The sequence below is a fragment of the Streptomyces sp. NPDC088254 genome (assembly GCF_044740925.1).
GTDB lineage: Bacteria > Actinomycetota > Actinomycetes > Streptomycetales > Streptomycetaceae > Streptomyces.
Map to the genome: position 1 here is coordinate 376,506 of NZ_JBIURQ010000008.1, position 19,778 is coordinate 396,283.

Consider the following 19,778-nt stretch of genomic DNA (forward strand, 5'->3'; position numbering starts at 1 on the left):
CCGCCCGCCCGGTCCGAAAACCGCGAGACCTCGCCCCCTTCTCTTCCCTAGCCTCTGGAGCATGATGCACTCCCCACGTCGTACGGAACTGCTCGCGGCCGGTGCGGCCGCCGTCGCCGTGGTGCTGTGGGCCTCGGCGTTCGTGTCGATCCGCAGCGCGGGCGACGCCTACTCGCCGGGCGCGCTGGCCCTCGGCCGACTGCTGGCCGGGGCCCTGACGCTGGGGCTGATCTGCCTCGTGCGGCGGGAGGGGTGGCCGCCGCGATCGGCGTGGCGCGGGATCGGGATATCGGGGGTGCTCTGGTTCGGCTTCTACATGGTGGTCCTGAACTGGGGCGAGCAGCAGGTCGACGCGGGCACGGCTGCCCTGGTGGTGAACATCGGGCCGATCCTGATCGCCCTGCTCGGCGCGCGCTTCCTGGGGGACGCGATGCCGCCGCGGCTGCTGGCCGGGATGGCGGTGTCCTTCGCCGGTGCGGTGACGGTGGGGTTGTCGATGTCGGGGGACGGCGGTTCCTCGGTGCTCGGGGTGGCACTGTGTCTGCTGGCGGCGATCGCGTACGCCGCCGGAGTCGTGGCGCAGAAGCCGGCGCTGCGGCGGGCGAGCGCGCTGCAGGTCACGACGTTCGGGTGCCTGGTCGGGGCGGTGCTCTGCCTGCCGTTCGCCGGGCAGCTGGTGAGCGAGGCGGCGAAGGCCCCGGTGTCAGCCACGCTGAACATGGTCTACCTGGGCGTCTTCCCGACCGCGCTCGCCTTCACCGCCTGGGCGTACGCCCTCGCCCGTACGACCGCCAGCCGCATGGGCGCGACGACGTACGCGGTGCCCGCGCTGGTCGTCCTGATGTCGTGGCTGACCCTGGGTGAAGTGCCGGGGCCGCTCACGCTGACGGGCGGGGCGCTGTGCCTGGCCGGGGTCGCGGTGTCGCGGTCGCGGGCCCGGCGGGCGCCCGAGGCCGCGGCGGTGGAGCCGCGGCCGGAGCGACTGGAGGAGTCAGCGTGAACGGGCCCTGCCGGACAGGACCTTGATGGAGACGAGCGCGATCACCGAGAGGCCGACGATGTAGGCGGCGACCGACATCGACGTGCCCGTCGCCTCCAGGAGCAGGACCATGACGAACGGCGCGAGTCCGCCGCCGCCGACGGCGGCGATCTGGTAGCCGAGGGAGGCGCCGGTGTAGCGCATCTCGGGTGTGAACAGTTCGGCGAACAGGGCGGCCTGGGGGCCGTACATGATGCTCAGGAAGCAGCTCGCGACGAACGTGCCGACCGCGAGCCACAGCAGTGAGCCGGTGTCGATCAGCAGGAACAGCGGTACGGCCCACACCGCGATGCCGACCGCGCCGAACGCGTAGATCTTGATGCGGCCGACGCGGTCGGACAGCGCGGCGGAGGCCGGGATCAGCACCAGTTGGGTGAGGCTGACGCAGAGCGAGACGGTGAGGACGGCGCCGCGGTTCATGCCCAGTTCGCGGGTGGTGTAGTCGAGGACGCCGGTGATGAGGATGTAGAAGGTCGCGGTGTTCACGGCGAAGGAGCCGCCGGCCAGGAGGACCGTGCCGAGGTGGTCGCGCAGGACCGTGCGCAGGGGCGAGCCGCGCTCGGACTTCTCCTTCTCGGCGAGCGCCCGCTCCGCCTCCCGGAAGGCGGGCGTCTCTTCGACGCGGGTGTGGATGTACCAGGCGAGCACGAGGACGAACAGGCCGACGAGAAAGGGCATCCGCCAGCCCCAGGCGGCGAAGGCGCTGTCGGTGGTGAAGGCGCCGGCCAGCAGGAACACGCTGTTGGCGGTCACCACGCCGATGGGGACGCCGAGCTGGACGACGCTGCCGTAGACACCGCGCTTGCCCTCGGGGGCGTACTCGGTGGCCAGGAGCATCGCGCCGCCCCACTGGGCGCCGACCGCGAGCCCCTGGACGACGCGCAGGGTGACCAGCAGGACCGGGGCGGCGACGCCGATCGTGTCGTACGTCGGCAGCAGGCCGATGCCCGTGGTGGCCACGCCCATGAGCGTGAGCGCGAGGACGAGCATCGGCTTGCGGCCGCGCTTGTCGCCGAGGTGGCCGGCGACGATGCCGCCGAGCGGGCGGGCGAGGAAGCCCACGGCGAAGGTGGCGAAGGAGGCGAGGACCCCGGCGGTGGGGCTGCCCGCCGGGAAGTAGAGGTCGCCGAGGACGAGGGCGGCGGCGATGCCGAAGACGAAGTAGTCGTACCACTCGACGGCGGAGGCGAGGGCGGCGGCGGTGGCCACACGGCGGCGATGGGGGGTCGACGCGGCGGTCACGGTGGTGGGTCGATCGGTGGGGAACGTGTCCATGCGTGCACACTCCGATGGGTGCGGTGGGGACGTTCCCGGGAACATACTGACCGGACGGTATGGGGTCAACGGTCGTGCACGAAGGTTGCCCGGAGCGCCTGGGGCACTCCGGGCGATTCGGTCTCAGAACATCACCAGCGCCCTGCCGCCCTTGCCCGCGAGCATGTTGGCGAAGGCCGCCGGAATCCCCTCGAGCGCGATGCGTTCGCTCACCAGTGCGCCCAGGTCCAGGCGGCCCGCCCGGACGTGCTCGGCCAGCACCGGCAGGTCCTGCGCCGGGTTCGAGTTGCCGTAGACGCAGCCGGCGAGGGTCCTGCCCCAGTGGAAGATCTCCAGGGCGTTGAAGGTGACCTGCTGGTCCTTGCCGCCGATGCCGACGACCGTGGTGCGGCCGCCGCGCCGGGTGGAGTCCCAGGCCGCGCGGATGGTGTCCGCGCGGCCCACGCACTCGACGGCCACGTCGACTCCCTGCTTGCCGGTGAGCGCGCGGATCTCGCGGGCGGTGTCGGCGGAGGCGACGACGAAGTCGGTGGCGCCGGCGGCGCGGGCGAGGTCCTCTTTCTCCGGGGAGACGTCCACGGCGACGATCGCCGAGGCGCCGGCGATCCGGGCCGCCTGGAGGGTCGCGAGGCCCACTCCCCCGGCGCCGAACACGGCGACCGTCTCACCGGCCCGCACGCGCGCGCTGTGGTGGACGGCGCCGTAGCCGGTGAGGACCGCGCAGCCGAGGAGCGCGGCGTCGGTGAGCGGGACGCCGTCGGGCAGGGGCAGGACGCACGAGGCGGCGACGACCGTCTCCTCGGCGAACGCGGCGACGTTCAGGCCGGGGTGCAGGTCGACGCCGGCGGCGGTGCGGGCGTACACGTCGGCGGATCCGGTCAGCGCGTTGGCGCACAGCCAGACCTCGCCGAGCGAGCAGGCGTGACAGCTGCCGCAGGAGGGGGCCCAGTTGAGGACGACATCGTCTCCGGGCGCGAGGTGCGCCACCCCTTCGCCGACGGCGACAACCGTGCCCGAGCCCTCGTGGCCGAGGACGGCCGGGACGGGGACGCGCATGGTGCCGTTGGACAGGGAGAGGTCGGAGTGGCAGACGCCGGCGGCGGCGAGCCGCACGCGGACCTGTCCGGGGCCGGGGTCCGGAAGGTCGATCTCGGTGATCTCCAGGGGTGCGCCCACGGCGGGCAGAACGGCTGCTCGGACCATGTGAGGGCTCCTCAGAACTGGAGGGACTTGGTCTGGAGGTACTCGGCGAGGCCGTGCGCGCCGAGTTCGCGGCCGACGCCGGACTGCTTGTAACCGCCGAAGGGTGCGAGCGGGTTGAAGCGGCCGCCGTTGATGTCGACCTGCCCGGTGTCCATCCGGCGGGCGAAGGCGACCGCCTCCGCCTCGTCGCCGGCCCAGACCGCGCCGGCGAGGCCGTAGACCGTGCCGTTGGCGATGCGCAGGGCGTCCTCCTCGTCGTCGTAGGGAAGGATCGACAGGACCGGGCCGAAGATCTCCTCCTGCGCGACGGTCATCTCGGGCGTGACGTCGGCGAGGACGGTGGGGCTGACGAAGTAGCCCCGCTCGCGCGGCGATTCGGGTCCGCCGGCGACAAGCCTGGCCCCTTCGGCAACGCCCTGCTCGATGTAGCCGACCACGCGTTCGCGCTGCTTGGCGTTGACGAGCGGGCCGATGCGGTCGCCGTACTTGGCGGCGGCCGCCGCGGCCAGCTCGACAGCCTCGTCGTACTGGTCGCGGTGGACGAGCATGCGGGTCCAGGCGCTGCACGTCTGGCCGGAGTTGGACATGACGTTGGCGACGCCGACGTTGACGGCCTTGGCCAGGTCGGCGCTCGGGAGGATGACGTTGGCGGACTTGCCGCCGAGTTCGAGGGCGACCTTCTTGATCGCCGCGCCGGCGGTGGCGGCGATCCGGCGGCCGACGGCGGTGGATCCGGTGAAGGAGACCAGGTCCACGCCCGGGTGTTCGGCGAGGGCCTGCCCGGCGACCGGGCCGAGGCCGGTGACGAGGTTGAACACACCGGCGGGGACGCCGGCCTCGTCGACGGCCTCGGCGAAGAGCTGGGCGGTGAGCGGCGTGTCCTCGGCCGGCTTCAGGACGACGGTGCAGCCCGCGGCCAGGGCGGGGGCGACCTTGGCGACGATCTGGTGGAGCGGGTAGTTCCAGGGGGTGATGGCGCCGACCACGCCGATCGGCTCGTGGAGGACGGTCGAGTTGCCCACCTTCTCCTCGAAGGGGTGGGCAGCGGCCAGTTCGGCGTAGGAGCCGGCGACCGCGATCGGCAGGCCCGCGTGGACGGCCTCGGAGAAGGCCGGTGGGGAGCCGAGTTCGGCGGTGACGGTCTCGGCGATCTCGTCCTTGCGGGCGGTCAGCGCGTCCCGCAGGGCGGCCAGACGAGCGGCCCGCTCGGCCGGCGGGGTCGCGGCCCAGGCCGGGAGGGCGGCGCGCGCGGCCCGCACGGCGGCGTCGACGTCCTCGGCGGTGCCCGCCGGAACCGTGGCGATCACCCGCTCGTCGGCCGGGTCGACGACCTCGATCACGTCCTGGCCTGCGGCGGGGCGCCAGGCGCCGTCGAGGTAGATGCCGTCGTGTGCCTTCATCGTGCTTCCCTCCGGGCGGTCCTCGGTCGTCCGCGCCCTAAACTAGCGTCGATAGTTTTTGGGCGCCAGAGGCGCCGGGGTGCGACGCCTCACGGTGACACGAGCGGGACACCACGGGGTACGAGTGGGGCACAGGACAGGGGACGGTACAGGGCGCGGAACAGGGGCGGCACGGAGGGACAGCCGGCCGGGGAGGTGGGACGGCGGACCGGTGGGGACGGATCAGCGGGTGGCCGTCAGGTGGGCGAAGACGACGACATTGCTGGAGTAGCCGGTCTTGCGGTCGAAGAGGCCGCCGCAGGTGAGCAGCCGCAGCTCGGGACGCTTGCGGGGGCCGTAGACCTCCTTGTCTGGGAAGCGGGCCTTGTCGAAGATCCTGACCCGGTCGACGGTGTAGACGGCGGTACGGCCGTCGGCGCGCCGGGCCTCGATGCGCCCGCCGGCCTTGACGCGGTGCAGGGCGGCGAAGACGGCGGCGCCGGTCTTGGTGTCCCGGTGGCCGACGACGACGGCTGTGCCCCGCTCGCCGGGGCTGGGACCGTCCGCGTACCAGCCGACGACCTTGGGCTTGTCGAGCGGCGGGGTCCCCAGTTCCCGGCCGGGACCGAGCCGCAGGGGGACGACCGGGGCGTCGATTCCGAGTGAGGGCACACGCAGGGTGGTGGCCCTGGACCTGGGGAGCGGGCGGGGCGGGGGCGTCGAGGCGTCCGCCCCGGACCCCCCGGCCTCGGGGCGTGCGTCGGCCCCCGCTGCCGGGGTGGCCGGCTGGGAGGGGCCGCCGCACTGGACCCCCGCCGTCACCAGGACGGCCGCGATGACGGCCGTCCTGGCGAGGCGGTAGAGGCGGGTCCGGTACCAGGGCCTGCGTCGGCGCCTACGCGGCACCATGCGAGCGACGGCGGGACATCCGGACGTACGCGGCGCCACCGACGACGACCGCGCCCACGGCGGCGGCCGCGCTCAGCGGGGTGTACGCCTCCATGGTGTCGAAGAGACCGCCGCCGCCGGCGTGGACGCCGCCCTTGGGACCACCGGAGGAATGTCCGCCCTGGCCGCTGTCCGAGATCGGGCTGCCGGGGTCCTCGCCCCGGCCGCCGCCGTTGCCGTTGCCGCCGCCGTTGGCGTTGGCGTTGCCGTTGCCGTTGTCGTTGCCCTGCGGACCGTTGCCCTGCGGACCGTTGCCCTGCGGACCGTTGCCCTGGCCGCCGTTGGCGCCGTTCTGGCGATTGGCGTCACAGTCGACCCTGAAGACCTTCTCGCGCGGGCCGCTGCCGCCCACGACGGTCCAGGTGAGCCGGTACTGGCCGTCGGCCAGGCCCAGTGTGTCGGTGTGACCGGCGCCGCCGGCGAGGGTGATGCTGCCGGTGACCGTGGCGGCTGTGGGCAGCGGGGGCTGCGCCTCGATGGTGTAGGCGACGGTCGTCAGCTCACCGAAGTTGGCGGCGTCGAGGTAGAAGCGGCAGACGACGGGGTCGTCCTTCGACACTCCGAAGGGCACGCGCTCGTTGTGGATCCGGATGTCGGCGCCGTCTCCGGGCGCGGCGGCGGCGGTGGGGGCCGCGAGCCAGGTGGCCCCGGCGGCGCCGAGCACCGCGAGGGCCGTGACGCCGAGGCGGGTGCCGGCCGCGGACGGGAGCATCATGCTGGACATGGACGTTCCTCCGAGTCAGACGATTTTCATACAAATCGCGCTTTCATCTGACTCTCTTTCACACCCGGGCCCCGCCGGCCCCCGACTTCGCCCGACACACCGTCACATTTCCCCCGCCCGGCCCAATCGGGGACGGCGTCCCTCACCGCCGCGCCGCGCGTCCGTCCTCCGCCGCGCGGGCCGCCCCGGCCGCCTCCCCGTCCGCCGTCGGGGCCTCGGCCGCGGCCGACCGCAGGGCGACCCCCGAGGACAGCAGCAGCAACCCGCCGAGCATCACGAACGGCGCGGCGACCCCCGCCGCGCCCGCGATCAGCCCGGCGCCGGCCGGCGCGGCCACCTGCCCCAGGCGGTTGCCGGTCAGCCGCAGCGCCAGCGCCGTGGAACGCGCCCCCTCCGGCGCGGCCTGCACCACCGTCGTCATCGACAACGGCTGCCCCACCCCGAGGCAGAACCCCAGCACCGCGAGCATCACGGCCAGCACCCACACCGGCGTCGGCAGCGCGACCCCCGCGCACAGCAGCGCCGCCAGCAGGCAGGTCACCGTGAGCAGCGCCCGCCGCCCGAGCAGCCGCAGCAGCGGGGTGAGCACCAGCCGGCAGGCGATGCTCGCCGCGGCGCGCAGACTGAGCAGCAGGCCGACGACGGTCGGCGCGATACCGCGCTGCTCGCCCACCACCGGCAGGTAGGCGGTGAGGATGTCCGTCGCCGACAGCACCGACAGGCTGACGAGGATGCCCCCGGGCACCCCCCGGGCGCGCAGGATCCGGCCCACCGGCACCCGGTCCCCGCGCTCGGCGCGGGAGGCGGCCGCTCTGTCGCGCCGCTCGATGCGCCACAGCGAGGTGAACGCGACGGCGGCTCCCGCGCCGGCGACCAGCAGGGCGAGCGCGCTGGTGCGGGCCATGTCGTGGCCGCCGATCAGGGCGCCCGCCGCGATCGGTCCGACCAACTGGCCGAGAGACGCCCCGATGGTGAAGTGGCCGAAGTTGCGGTCCTGTTCGTGCGGGGCGGACTGGCGGGCGACCAGCGACTGCGAGCCGATGACGAAGCAGAGGTGCCCGAGGCCCATCACCCCGCTCCACAGGGCCATCGTCGCCAGTGAGCCGGCGACGCCGCTCAGCGCGCAGCCGCCGGAGATGAGGACCACGCCGACCGGCAGCAGGGGCGCGCACCGGCCGTGGTCGGTGCGGCGCCCCAGCGGCACCGCGAAGAACAGCGGGAGCAGCGCGTAGACGCCGGCGATGACGCCGACCGCACGCTCGTCCGCGCCCAGCGCGAGGGCCCGGTAGGAGACGGCGGGCCGGGCCATCGACACCGCCCCCTGCGCGAAGCCGAAGGCGATGACGAGGCGGAGCAGCCAGCCGCGGTTCCCACCGGGCCCCATGGATCTTCCTCCCGAGGAGAGCTGACGTGGATCAGATGATGCCGAACAGCATTCCCGCGCCCAGGATCACCAGGCAGGTGAGGGCCGCCCACTTGACCACGAAGCGGGTGTGGTCACCGAACTCGACCTTGGCCATGCCGACCAGGACGTAGACGGCCGGGACGAGCGGGCTGGACATGTGCAGCGGCTGGCCGACGAGGGAGGCGCGGGCCATCTCCAGCGGGGTGACGCCGTGCGCCGCGCCCGCCTCGGCGAGGACCGGCAGGACGCCGAAGTAGAAGCCGTCGTTGGACATGAAGTAGGTGAGCGGCAGGCTCAGCACACCGGTGACCAGGGCCATGTGCGGGCCCATCGCGTCGGGGATGACGCCCACCATCCACTTGGCCATGTGGTCGACCATGCCGGTGCCCTGGAGGACGCCGGTGAAGACGGCGGCGGCGAAGACCATGCCGGAGACGTTCAGGACGTTGTCGGCGTGGGCGGCGAGCCGGGCCCTCTGGTCGGGGATGTGGGGGAAGTTGACGGTGAGCGCGAGCGCCGCGCCGAGCAGGAACAGCACCGGGATCGGCAGCCACTCCATGATCATGGCGGTGAGCAGCACGACGGTGAGCAGCGCGTTGAACCAGTACAGCTTGGGGCGCAGGGTGGGGCGTGCGGGGTCGAGGGCCGCGAAGGTCTCCTGCGGCCGGTCGTCGTCCGCGTCGGCGTCCGTACCGGAGCCCGAACCACCGCTGAGGGCAGGGGACTTGCCGTCGGCGGAACCGCCCGCGCCGGCGCCGACGAGGACCGCCTCGGTCTCCTTCTCCTCGACCTTCGCCGCGGCCTGGTCCTTGACGAAGCCGGGCTTGTCCTCGACCAGGACGTCGTCCAGGGTCAGCACGCCGAGCCGCTTGCGCTCGCGGCGGCCGAGGACGTACGAGAGCGCGACGACGAACAGCAGGCCCACGGCGAGCGCCGGGATCATCGGCACGAAGATGTCGCTGGCGTCGAGCTTGAGGGCGGTGGCGGCGCGGGCCGTCGGTCCGCCCCAGGGCAGCGTGTTCATCACGCCGTTGGCCATCGCGGCGACACCGGTCATCACGACCAGGCTCATCTTCAGGCGCTTGTACAGCGGGTACATCGCCGAGACGGTGATCATGAAGGTGGTGGAGCCGTCGCCGTCGAGGGAGACGATCGCGGCGAGCAGCGCCGTGCCGACGACGACGCGGAGCGGGTCAGCCTTGCAGAACTTCAGGATGGCCCGCACGATCGGGTCGAAGAGGCCGACGTCGATCATCACACCGAAGTAGACGATCGCGAACATGAGCATCGCCGCGGTGGGGGCGAGGCTGGTGACGCCGTCGATGACGTAGTCACCGAGCTTGGCGCCCTTCCCGACGAAGACGCAGAAGAGCGCCGGGATCAGAACGAGCGCCGCGATCGGCGACATCTTCTTCATCATGATCAGGACCAGGAAGGTCGCGATCATGGCGAAGCCGAGGATGGTCAGCATGAGTGGATACCTAACGTTCGCCCTTGAACATCCCACCTGGGGGTCGGCGGTGCGTCGACGTTAGGACCGTTCAACCGGTGTTAACAAGACGTTGATGTGCGAGCAATAAGCGCAGAAGTCCTGGTCACAGCTTTGCTCAGGTCAGCGGCATGAGCTTTTCGGTCATCAGGGCGACCTCGACGGGGACGCCGTTGAGGACCGCGTTGCCCGACAGGGGGTCCAGGAGGCTGCCGTCGAGGAGCTGGTTGACGTTGACGCCGGGGTCGGTGGAGGCATGGCTCAGCCGGGTGCCGGGGCGGTCGTGCCCCCAGCCGTGCGGGAGGCTGACGACGCCGGTGCGCACGGCGTCGGTGACCTCGGCCGGGGCGGTCACCTCTCCCCCGGCGCCCTTGACGCGCACCGGGTCGCCGTCGCGGACGCCCAGGCGTTCGGCGTCCTCGGGGTGCAGGTGCAGGGTGCAGCGGTTGGTGCCGCCGGTGAGGGCGGGGACGTTGTGCATCCAGCTGTTGTTGGACCGCAGGTGGCGGCGTCCGACGAGAAGGAGTCCGGTGGGGCGCTCCGCCGCCGCGGCGCGCAGCCGGGGCAGGTCGCCGGCGATGGGCGCGGGCAGCAGTTCGATCCGTCCGCTGGCGGTCTTCAGCGGCTGGGGCAGGCGGGGCCGGAGCGGTCCGAGGTCGATGCCGTGCGGGTGTTCCAACAGCCTGGCCAGGCTCAGCCCGTCGGGGCGGGCGCCGAAGCCGTCGCCGTAGGGGCCGAGGCGCAGCATCATGTCGAGTCGGCGTTCGGGGCCGCTCTCGCCGGTGAGCTGTGCCGCGAGGTCGAGCGGGTCGCGGCCGTACACGGGTGAGTGCGCTTCGGTGACCGCCTTGCCGAGGGTCTCGCCGATGACCAGGTCGTCGACGGCGGAGGGCTCGGCGCCGTGCATGCCGGTCGCGGCGAGGACGAGCCGGGCGAGGATCTCGCTCTCGGCCATGCGGCCGGTCTCCAGCGGGACGGCGGGGCGGCTGTAGCGGACCTGGTTGCGGACGGCGAGGGTGTTGAAGGCGAAGTCGTGGTGCGGGCTCTGGGAGGGCGGGGGCGGCGGCAGGACGACGTGGGCGTGGCGCGAGGTCTCGTTGAGGTAGGGGTCGACGCTGACCATGAAGTCGAGGGAGCCGAGCGCCTTGTCGAGGCGGTCGCCGTCGGGTGCGGACAGCACCGGGTTGGCCGCCACGGCGATCAGCGCCCGGATCGGGGTGCCGTCCTCGGTGGCGGTGTCCATCTCCTCCGCGAGTGCGGAGAGCGGCAGTTCGCCCTTGGCCTCGGGGTGCCGGCTGACGCGGGAGTGCCAGCGGCCGAGGGCGAAGCCGCGGCCGGGTCCGGCGGGTCGGGGGGTCTTGTCGGTGGCGGCCTGCGGGAAGAGGGCGCCGCCGGGCCGGTCGAGGTTGCCGGTGAGGATGTTGAGGACGTCGACGAGCCAGCTGGCGAGGGTGCCGTGGGGGACGGTGCAGCTGCCGATGCGGGCGTACACGGCGGCGGTGGGAGCGGCGGCGAGTTCGCGGGCGAGGGCGCGGATGGCGCCGGCGTCCACGTCGCAGGCCTCGGCGACGGCTTCGGGGGTGAAGTCGGCCAGGGCGTCTCGGAGTTCGTCGAGGCCCTGGAGGTGCGGGGTCAACTCGCCGGGTTGGGTGAGGTCTTCCGCGAAGAGGGTGTGGGCCATGGCGGCGAGCAGCAGGGCGTCGGTGCCCGGCCGGATGGCGATGTGCCGGTCGGCGAGGCGCGCGGTGCGGGTGCGACGCGGGTCGATCACGGTGAGGGTGCCGCCGCGGGCCTTGAGGGCCTTGAGTTTGCCGGGGAAGTCGGGCGCGGTGCACAGACTGCCGTTGGATTCGAGGGGGTTGGCGCCGATGAGCAGCAGGTGGTCGGTGTGGTCGAGGTCCGGCACGGGGATGGCGTTCGCGTCGCCGAAGAGCAGCCCGCTGGAGACGTGCTTGGGCATCTGGTCGACCGTGGAGGCGGTGAACACGCTGCGGGTGCCGAGCCCGGCGAGGAGGACCGGCGGGTAGAGCGCGCCGGCGACCGTGTGCACGTTGGGGTTGCCGAGGACGACGCCGACGGCGTTCGGTCCGTGGGCGTCGACGACCGGGCGGATGCCGGCGGCGACGGCGTCGAAGGCCTCCTGCCAGGTGGCCTCGCGCAGTTCGCCGTCGCGGCGGACGAGCGGGGTGCGCAGCCGGTCGGGGTCGCCGTCGACGGCCGCGAAGGCGGCGCCCTTCGGGCAGATGAATCCCTTGCTGAACACGTCGTCGCGGTCCCCTCGGGCGCCGGTGACCCGGGGTCCGTCGAGGGTGAGCGTCAGCCCGCAGGTGGCCTCGCACAGTGGGCAGATTCGCAGGGCGGTGCGGGACACGGGTCCTCCCGGGGGCAGCGGTGCCGTTTCCGCGTGAGCATACCGACCGGTATGGACGGAGGCGAGGCCCTGACGCCGCCTCGTTCGCCGCCGTGCGTCGCGTCCACGCGGCGGGCGGGCCGGCCCGTCAGTCCAGCGCCCGCGCCAGATAGGCCCGCAGCAGCTCCCGGGCCTCCTCGATGATCTTCTCGTCCCCTTCGGGCGCCATGCGGAAGGCCAGGTGGACGAGGGTGTCCGCGGTCTCCACGGCGATCAGGAAGATGCGCCGGAGATCGTCGTCGGGCTCACGGCCGAGGTAGTCGGAGAGCAGGTCGGTGAGGCGGTCGGCGACGCGGTGGTTGGGTTCGGCGCGGGAGCCGACGGGAATCTGGTTGCCGAAGTCGACGAGGGAGAAGCCGGGCGCGGTGCGCTTCATGGCCAGGTACTCGTCGAGCACGGCGTCCATGGCGGCCCGCCAGTCCCCCTTGCTCCCGGCCTCGCCCGAGCGGTGGTCGCCGCTTCGCCGGGCGTCCTTGAGGCGCTCGGTGACGCGTTCGGCGTAGCGCTCCAGGTTGCGCAGGGCGAGGGCGTCGGCCATCTGCCGCTTGTTCCCGAAGAAGCGGTAGACGGAGCCGATGGGGACACCGGCGCGCTGGGCGACGGCGCGGGTGCTCAGGGCGTCGTAGCCGACCTCGTCGAGGAGGTCGGCGCAGGCGTCGAGGATCCTGGTCAGGCGTTCGGCACTGCGCCGCTGCACGGGCGCACGGCGTAGCGATGTCGCATGGGGCACGGGCTTCATGATGCCTTTCCGCCGCGGAACGGTGAACCTCGCCCCCCGATACGGAGAAAGGTGCCTGATGCACTCAACGCGGCGTCGCGGTGGCGGGCGAGACCGCGGGGACCTGCGGGGCGGGCTGTGACTGCGAGGCGGTGATGTCCGCCGTGCTCTCGACCGGTTCGCCGTCGACCGCCCACACCGTGCCGTCGTCGGCGCACAGGCGGGCGGTGACGTGGTGGGTGCCGTGCGGGAGCAGGCCGGCCGGGATGCGGTGGCCGGCTGAGCGCAGCTCGGCGACCGGGCGGTCGTCCACGAGGAGGCGGGCGGTGCCTCGGCCGGGCACGGCCCGCCTCCCGGCCCCGGCGGGCGAGAAGCGGAAGCGGGTCACCTCCAGGCGGACGTCCCAGCTGCCGTCGGCGTCGGGCTCGACCTCGACCCGGACCGCCGGCGCCGCCTCCTCGTCCACCTCGCGGTAGTGACGTCCACCGGGGCCGGTGTCCCCCAGGACCTCGCCGACGGGCGACGGCGCGGGCGAGGCGCCCTCGCGGTCGCCCCCGGCCTCCTGTTCCGCCGCACCGCTGGTGCCGCAGCCCGCGACCCCGGTCAGCAGGACACAGACCGCGAGCACGGCGGTTGTTGCGCGCTTCCACGACATGGCGGGGAGCGTAGAACAAGGGGGCGGGGGCGTGGATCCCCCTGGAGTCGGGTTCCGCGGGCCCGTGATCGTCCTGAGGGGGGACGACCCGGGCCGGCCTCTTGCGCCCGGGAAACCGCAATCCTACGGTGATGCACAGGATTCGGCGGCGCGAGGGAGCACACGCATGAGCAGCGGGGACGCACGCAAGACGGCCGAGAGGCTGACGTACCTCTCGGGCTTCGGCAACGAGCACGCGTCGGAGGCCGTCCCGGGGGCCCTGCCCGAGGGCCGCAACTCGCCGCAGCGCGCCCCGCTCGGCCTGTACGCGGAGCAGCTCAGCGGCACGGCGTTCACCGAGCCCCGCGCCCACAACCGCCGCTCGTGGCTGTACCGGATCCGCCCGTCCGCCGCGCACCCGGCGTTCACCCGCGTGGACGCCGGCGACCTGCGCACCGGCCCGTTCACCGAGACCGTCCCCGACCCCAACCGGCTGCGCTGGGACCCGCTGCCGGAGCCCGCGCCGGGCACCGACTTCCTGGCCGGCCTGTGGACGCTCGGCGGCAACGGCGACGCCGCCCAGCGCACCGGCATGGCCGTGCACCTGTACCACGCCGACACCTCGATGGACCGCGTCTTCAGCAGCGCCGACGGCGAGTTCCTGATCGTCCCCGAACAGGGCGGGCTGCTGCTGCGCACGGAGTTCGGGCTGCTGAGCGCCGAGCCCGGCGAGGTGGCGCTGATCCCGCGCGGCGTGCGCTTCCGCGTCGAACTCCTGGACACCGCCGTCGACGACGGCAGCAGGCCGACCGCGCGGGGCTACGTCTGCGAGAACTACGGCGCGCCCTTCCGGCTCCCCGACCTCGGCCCGATCGGTGCCAACGGCCTGGCCAACCCCCGCGACTTCCGCGCGCCGGTCGCCGCCTACGAGGACGTGGAGGGCGAGGTGGAGGTGGTGAACAAGTACTGCGGCCACCTGTGGAGCGCGACCTACGGCCACTCCCCGCTCGACGTCGTCGCCTGGCACGGCAACCACGTCCCCTACGTCTACGACCTGCGCCGCTTCAACGTCATCGGCACGATCTCCTACGACCATCCGGACCCGTCGATCTTCACGGTGCTGACGTCGCCGTCCGACACCCCGGGGCTGGCCGGCGTGGACTTCGTGGTCTTCGCGCCGCGCTGGCTGGTGGGCGAGGACACCTTCCGGCCGCCGTACTTCCACCGGAACGTGATGAGCGAGTACATGGGCCTGATCCAGGGCGCCTACGACGCGAAGACCGCCGGGAAGGGGGGCTTCGTGCCGGGCGGCGGCTCGCTGCACAACATGATGTCGGCGCACGGCCCGGACCGGGAGACGTTCGACCGGGCGAGCGCCGCCGAGCTGGGGCCGCAGAAGGTGGACGACGGACTGGCGTTCATGTTCGAGACGCGCTGGCCCATCGCACTCACCCCGGGCGCGGCCGGTGCGGACCATCTCCAGCAGGGCTACGACGACGTGTGGTCGGGCCTCGAGCGGCACTTCCGCCCGTTGCACTGACCGTCGCCCGACCGGTACGGATAGCCCCGTGACCTCCTTCGCCCCGGACTCGATCGTCCTGAACCGCAAACTGCCGCTGTGGTACCAGGTGTCGCAGTCGCTGCGCGCCTCGATACTGGGCCGCTCGCCCCGGGAGCCGCTGCGGCTGCCCACGGAGGAACAGTTGGCGGGGCACTACGGGGTGAGCGTGCTGACCATGCGGCAGGCGCTGAAGGAGCTGGAGGACGAGGGGCTGATCACCCGGCACCGCCGGCGCGGCACCTTCATCGAGCCCGGCGTGCGACGCGGCGCGCCGGTGCGGCTGCTGGGCTCGGTCGACGCGATCGTGGCCCAGCAGTCCGGCATGACGACGCAGCTGCTGGACCACGGGACGACGCCGACCCCGGCCGAACTCGCCGAGCACTTCACGGAGTTGCCTGAGGTGGCGACGTACCACCGGCTGCGCAGCGACGAGAAGACGGGCGAGCCCACCAACCACGCCCGCAACTACGTCCGTCCGGAGCTCGCCGCCCGGATCGACCCGGCCGACCTGGTGCGCTGGCCGATGACGAAGGTGCTGCGGGACGTGGTGGGAGCGGACATCGGCAGCATCACGGACACGGTTCAGGCCCGGCTCGCCGACCCGGAGACGGCCCGGCTGCTCCAAGTGCCGCTGCTGAGCCCGATCCTGCACTACACGGGCGTCACCCGCGATCCCGACGGCCGGCCCCTGGACGTGGCCGTCATCCACTACCGCGGCGACCGCTTCTCCTTCACGGTGACCCTGGACGCCACCTGATCCGCCGCCGGCGGGCCGTCGTACGATGCCCGGCGTGACGCACGACGACGCTCCGCGACTGGCGGACCTCATGCCGTGGTCCGTCGCACCGCCGCGGCTCGGCCGGGCGTGGCCGGCGGCGCCCGACCCGGCGTCCCTGAAGGCCCGTTGGGACACGCTGACGAAGGCCGAGGGCCCGGACCGCGAGGCCCTGTTCCAGCCGACGCGCGCCCGCACCCCGCGCACGGCGGTCGGGCAGCTGCCCGGGCACGGCGGCGGCACGGGCCGGCTGTGCCACGCCCCGGGCCCGTGCCCGGAACCGGTGCGCGTCCTCGCCGCCCCGTTCGACGAGCAGTGGCTGATCCCGGACCACCGGCTGATCGACGCGGCCCGCCCGGAACTGTGGCGGGTGGCGGACGAGCACCAGGTGTTCGTGGTGGAGGCCCCCGGCCCCCCGTTCCTGCTGGCGACGTCGCTGTTCCCGGCGCTGCGCGCGGGCCGGGTCCGTCCCCTGTACCGCCGCCCGGGCGGCGGGGAGCCCAATCTGGCCCCGGGCCTGCTGGCACACCTCGGCCACCGCGCCGGCCCGCTGGACTTCCTGGCCTGGGCGCTGGCCGCCGTGCGGGCCGACCTCACCGTGCCGCTCCCCCGGGATCCCGAACTGTGGTCGCGGGGCGTCGAACGGGGCCACCGGATGCTGTGGCTGCTGCGCCGCGACGGCGAGCGCCCCAAACTCCCGGGCGGGCGCCGCCCCTACGTCCGCGCGCCGCTGCCCGCCTTCCCGCTCACCCTGCACTACGACCGCGAGGAGGAGACGCTCCACCTGGACGAGGGCCGGATCGCGCCGGTGCCGCCGGAGGCTTGGGACTTCGGGGCGGGCGACACCCGGGTCCTTCAGCAGTGGTTCGCGCGGCGGACGGAGCCGTCCGAGCCGGGCACACTCGCCGCGATCCGCCCGGCCGTCTGGCCGCAGACGTGGACGTCGGAGCTGCTGGAGCTGATCACCGTGCTGGCCCTGCTGGCGGAGCTCGCGCTGTTGCGGGAGGAGCCGGCGCCGGCGGAGACGGTCACGGCGGCGGACCTGCGCGCGGCCGGCGTCCTCCCGGTCCCCGAGCGGGCCCGGCGTCCGGCGTCCGTACTGGGCCACGGGGAAGAGGGCCCGGAAGGACAGCTGGCGCTGCTCTGAGCCGACCCGGCGGCGTCTGATGGGCAAGCGCGCATGACAAAACCGCGGGGCTGCCGTCATGATCCACCCCATGGACCAGCTCCCCGCGCCCCTAGAGGGCATCACCGTCGTCGCCGTCGAGCAGGCCGTCGCGGCCCCGTTCGCCACCCGGCAGCTGGCCGACCTCGGCGCCCGGGTGATCAAGGTGGAGCGGGTCGACGGCGGTGACTTCGCGCGGGGCTACGACACCGCCGCCCGCGGTCTCGCCTCGCACTTCGTGTGGTGCAACCGGGGCAAGGAGTCGGTCGCGCTGGACCTGAAGGACCCACGTGGGCTGGACGTCGTACGGCGGCTGGTGGCCGGCGCGGACGTGTTCGTGCAGAACCTCGCGCAGGGAGCGGCGGCCCGGCTCGGCCTGGACGCGGCCGCCCTGTGCGCGCTGCATCCGCGGCTGGTCGCCGTGGACATCTCCGGTTACGGGGCGAGCGGCCCGTACGCGGACAAGCGGGCCTACGACATGCTCGTGCAGTGCGAGGGGGGGCTTGTGTCGGTGACGGGGACGCCGGAGCGGCCGGTGAAGGCGGGGATCCCGGCGGCCGACATCGCCGCGGGCATGTACGCGTTCTCGGGGGTGCTGGCGGCGCTGGTGCGGCGGGGTGTCACCGGGCGGGGCGGTCCGGTGGAGGTGTCGATGCTGGAGGCGCTGGCGGAGTGGATGGGCCATCCCCTGCATCACTCGATGCACGGCGGCGACGTCCCGGCACGCACGGGTCTGGCGCACGCCGTGATCGCTCCCTACGACGCGTATCCGACGGCGGACGGCGGCCGGGTGCTGCTGTCGGTGCAGAACGACCGCGAGTGGCGGCGGCTGGCCGAACAGGTCATCGGGCGACCGGAGTTGGGTTCGGATCCGCGGTACGCCACGAACGCGGAGCGGGTCGCCCGCCGGGAGCGCACGGACGCGCTGGTGGCGGGGGCGCTGGGCGCGCTGGACACCGACGAGGCGCTGGCCCGGCTGGAGAGTGCGGGCATCGCCTGTGCACGCCTGCGGGACGTGCGTGAACTGGCGGAGCATCCGCAGCTGGCGGCCCGCGAGCGGTGGCGGGAGGTGGACTCTCCGGCCGGACCGCTGCGGGCGCTGCTTCCTCCGATCACACTGCCGGGTGGGGCGGAGGCGCGGATGGGGGCCGTGCCCGCGCTCGGGGAGCACACCTCGGCGGTGCTGCGTGCCGTGGGGATGACGGACGAGGAGATCGCAGCGTTGCGCCGGGAGGGTGTGGCCGCCTGAGCGCGGGCCTCAGTGCTTGTTGCCGCCGAACAGCGAACGGCGCAGGCGACGCAGCGGCGCGAAGAGCAGGACGCGGCTCACCCGAGCGCCCCGGGGGCTGCGCCGGGCCGGCTCACGGGCCGTCAGTTCGCGCATGAGCGAGGTCGCCTCGACCGTCTCACGCTGCGGTATCGCGGGACCTCCCAGCACCGAGAGATGGCGGTCGAGCCGCGAACTGGTCTCGCTGCTCCCGCAGGTGACGGCAGGGACCCTCGCCCTGCTGCGCATCGTTATCTGTTCCATGTCACTCCCCACCCGTACGAGTCCACCCGGCCCGGGCAGGGTAACCCTATCGTCCCGGCGGGGCACACGTGTATCGCGGTCCCAGGATTCACCTTCCCCGTAAGGGGGTTGACGATGCCTTTTTTGTCACTCTCCGAATCCGACCGATTTCAGGGTGAGTTGGACAACCGGCTGAGTGGTGGGCTGAGTCGATCCGCCGTCCGGCTCGACGGTCACAGCGAGTGACGCCGAGGACGGGTCGAGGCCGGTGGCGACGAGGGGCGTGTCACCCTTGAAGAGGCCGAGGGAGCGCGGTTGCGTATGGGGGCGCATGACCCACAGCTGGTGCACCTGTCCGGTGGGAAGGCTTCCGTATCCGCTCAGCGTGACGATCGCCTCGCCGGCCGACGCGGAGGCGACCACCGCGATGGTGCCGCCCCGGGAGTCCTTGCCGCTGTTCGTCCGGGCGTCCGGGGCTGCGAGAACGTGGGCGATGTCACGCGCCTGGGTCCGTTCGGCGGTCAGCTGGTCCTGGGCGCGGTCCGCCTCGAAGGCGAAGAACGTGGCGGCCGCGACGGCGGCGACCGCGGTCACCGCGGCGAACGGCGCGAACACCGGCCGGCGCGCGCGGGGCGCACGGGTGCGCGGGGGCAGCGGCTGCGTGCCCCAGACGTGCGGCGGCAACTGCCCGGGCAGGCGCTGCTCGCGCACGGCGGCCGGCGCGGGATCCTGCGGGGTGGTCCGTATGGCGGCCAGCACCCGGTCGCGCATCGCGAGCGGCGGCGGGGCGGCGGCCGACCAGGCGAGCCGTACGGCGTCCTCGGCCAGTTCGCGCACCTCGGCGGTGCAGCGGTCACAGCTCTTGAGATGCTTCTCGAACCGGCGGCGCTCGTCGGGTTCCAGCGCGTCCAGGGCGTAGGGGGCGGCCAGCGAGTGCGGGTCGTTCCGGCGGAAGAGTCCGAGGAAACTCATGCGGCCCCTCCCAGGCAGTCGCGCAGCCGCGTGAGTCCGTCGCGCATACGGGTCTTGACAGTGCCGAGCGGCAGCGAGAGTCGTTCGGCGACCTCGCGGTAGGTGTAGCCGTCGTAGTAGGCGAGGGTGACGGACTGGCGCTGAAGGGCCGTCAGCCGGTTCAGGCAGCGGCGCACCCACTCGCGCTCCAGGCCCGCCTCCACCTCCTCGGTGACCTGGTCGAAGGCGGGATGGTGGGCCCGCTGGGCCTCGCGCTGCTCGCGTTCGCCGGCCGCGCGGGCGCTGCGCACCCGGTCGACGGCGCGCCGGTGGGCCAGGGTGAGGATCCACGACAGGGCGCTGCCCCGCCCGGGATCGAACCGCGCGGCGGACCGCCAGAGTTCCAGCAGCACTTCCTGACTCACCTCCTCCGACTGCGCGGGGTCCCGCACCACTCGCCGCACCAGACCGAACACCGGTCCGGACACCAGTGTGTAGAGCTGTTCGAATGCGTTCTGGTCGCCTCGCGCGACGAGCAGCAGCAGCTCGTCCGCCTCCATCCGGTCCCCCTCCCCGCGGCCACAGCCGGACC

General features: G+C 73.4%; 18 protein-coding genes. 5 read left to right on the forward strand and 13 right to left on the reverse strand.

The genetic code is table 11. The features are described from left to right. Positions 1–64: 64 nt before the first annotated feature. On the forward strand, positions 65–1,000 hold the full coding sequence (locus tag ACIOC0_RS24615; RefSeq protein WP_402157672.1) for a DMT family transporter: 936 nt from the start codon (positions 65–67) through the stop codon (positions 998–1,000). Here the strand turns inward: ACIOC0_RS24615 and ACIOC0_RS24620 are convergent. The 10 genes from ACIOC0_RS24620 to ACIOC0_RS24665 all read right to left on the reverse strand — a co-directional run bounded on the left by ACIOC0_RS24620 (position 992) and on the right by ACIOC0_RS24665 (position 13,245). After that, positions 992–2,314, reverse strand: coding sequence for an MFS transporter (locus ACIOC0_RS24620; RefSeq protein WP_402157556.1), 1,323 nt, complete (start codon positions 2,312–2,314; stop codon positions 992–994). The genes ACIOC0_RS24615 and ACIOC0_RS24620 overlap by 9 nt on opposite strands. A 123-nt stretch (positions 2,315–2,437) precedes the next feature. After that, positions 2,438–3,517, reverse strand: a complete 1,080-nt coding sequence (locus ACIOC0_RS24625; RefSeq protein ID WP_402157557.1) for a Zn-dependent alcohol dehydrogenase — start codon at positions 3,515–3,517, stop codon at positions 2,438–2,440. An 11-nt stretch (positions 3,518–3,528) separates the two neighbouring features. After that, positions 3,529–4,917, reverse strand: a complete 1,389-nt coding sequence (locus tag ACIOC0_RS24630; RefSeq protein WP_402157559.1) for an aldehyde dehydrogenase family protein — start codon at positions 4,915–4,917, stop codon at positions 3,529–3,531. Positions 4,918–5,139: 222 nt separating this feature from the next. Then, positions 5,140–5,805 (reverse strand): class F sortase, encoded by a 666-nt coding sequence (locus tag ACIOC0_RS24635; RefSeq protein WP_402157562.1) that lies wholly within the window; start codon positions 5,803–5,805, stop codon positions 5,140–5,142. Beyond that, entirely contained in the window at positions 5,792–6,568 is a 777-nt protein-coding gene (locus ACIOC0_RS24640) for a hypothetical protein (protein WP_402157563.1), read from the reverse strand. The genes ACIOC0_RS24635 and ACIOC0_RS24640 overlap by 14 nt, the downstream gene beginning before the upstream one ends. A gap of 142 nt (positions 6,569–6,710) precedes the next feature. Further along, positions 6,711–7,952, reverse strand: a complete 1,242-nt coding sequence (locus tag ACIOC0_RS24645) for an MFS transporter (protein ID WP_402157565.1) — start codon at positions 7,950–7,952, stop codon at positions 6,711–6,713. Between the two features lie 31 nt (positions 7,953–7,983). Next, positions 7,984–9,444 (reverse strand): CitMHS family transporter, encoded by a 1,461-nt coding sequence (locus ACIOC0_RS24650; protein ID WP_402157566.1) that lies wholly within the window; start codon positions 9,442–9,444, stop codon positions 7,984–7,986. Positions 9,445–9,580: 136 nt separating this feature from the next. Beyond that, entirely contained in the window at positions 9,581–11,833 is a 2,253-nt protein-coding gene (locus ACIOC0_RS24655) for a molybdopterin oxidoreductase family protein (RefSeq protein WP_402157568.1), read from the reverse strand. Between the two features lie 127 nt (positions 11,834–11,960). After that, a complete protein-coding gene (locus ACIOC0_RS24660) occupies positions 11,961–12,611 on the reverse strand; it encodes a TetR family transcriptional regulator (protein WP_402157569.1) in 651 nt (216 codons plus the stop codon). A gap of 64 nt (positions 12,612–12,675) precedes the next feature. Next, positions 12,676–13,245, reverse strand: a complete 570-nt coding sequence (locus tag ACIOC0_RS24665; RefSeq protein WP_402157571.1) for a hypothetical protein — start codon at positions 13,243–13,245, stop codon at positions 12,676–12,678. A 166-nt stretch (positions 13,246–13,411) separates the two neighbouring features. Here ACIOC0_RS24665 and hmgA point away from each other — a divergent pair, with 166 nt between their 5' ends. From hmgA to ACIOC0_RS24685, 4 genes are all read left to right on the forward strand, one after another. Further along, positions 13,412–14,764, forward strand: coding sequence for a homogentisate 1,2-dioxygenase (gene hmgA / locus ACIOC0_RS24670; protein WP_402157573.1), 1,353 nt, complete (start codon positions 13,412–13,414; stop codon positions 14,762–14,764). A 28-nt stretch (positions 14,765–14,792) separates the two neighbouring features. Further along, positions 14,793–15,542 (forward strand): GntR family transcriptional regulator, encoded by a 750-nt coding sequence (locus tag ACIOC0_RS24675; RefSeq protein ID WP_402157574.1) that lies wholly within the window; start codon positions 14,793–14,795, stop codon positions 15,540–15,542. Between the two features lie 25 nt (positions 15,543–15,567). Continuing rightward, on the forward strand, positions 15,568–16,707 hold the full coding sequence (locus ACIOC0_RS24680) for a type ISP restriction/modification enzyme (RefSeq protein ID WP_402157576.1): 1,140 nt from the start codon (positions 15,568–15,570) through the stop codon (positions 16,705–16,707). Between the two features lie 70 nt (positions 16,708–16,777). Continuing rightward, positions 16,778–17,974: a CaiB/BaiF CoA transferase family protein gene (locus ACIOC0_RS24685; RefSeq protein WP_402157578.1), complete on the forward strand. Its 1,197-nt coding sequence runs from the start codon at positions 16,778–16,780 to the stop codon at positions 17,972–17,974. A gap of 9 nt (positions 17,975–17,983) precedes the next feature. On the opposite strand, the gene ACIOC0_RS24690 is transcribed toward ACIOC0_RS24685, so the two are convergent. The 3 genes from ACIOC0_RS24690 to ACIOC0_RS24700 all read right to left on the reverse strand — a co-directional run bounded on the left by ACIOC0_RS24690 (position 17,984) and on the right by ACIOC0_RS24700 (position 19,746). Further along, complete coding sequence (locus ACIOC0_RS24690) at positions 17,984–18,256, reverse strand: hypothetical protein (protein ID WP_402157579.1); 273 nt, start codon at positions 18,254–18,256, stop codon at positions 17,984–17,986. Positions 18,257–18,382: 126 nt separating this feature from the next. After that, positions 18,383–19,207, reverse strand: a complete 825-nt coding sequence (locus tag ACIOC0_RS24695) for an anti-sigma factor domain-containing protein (RefSeq protein ID WP_402157581.1) — start codon at positions 19,205–19,207, stop codon at positions 18,383–18,385. Then, positions 19,204–19,746 (reverse strand): sigma-70 family RNA polymerase sigma factor, encoded by a 543-nt coding sequence (locus ACIOC0_RS24700; RefSeq protein ID WP_130444077.1) that lies wholly within the window; start codon positions 19,744–19,746, stop codon positions 19,204–19,206. Before ACIOC0_RS24700 ends, ACIOC0_RS24695 begins: the two co-directional genes overlap by 4 nt. Between the last annotated feature and the right edge of the window lie 32 nt (positions 19,747–19,778).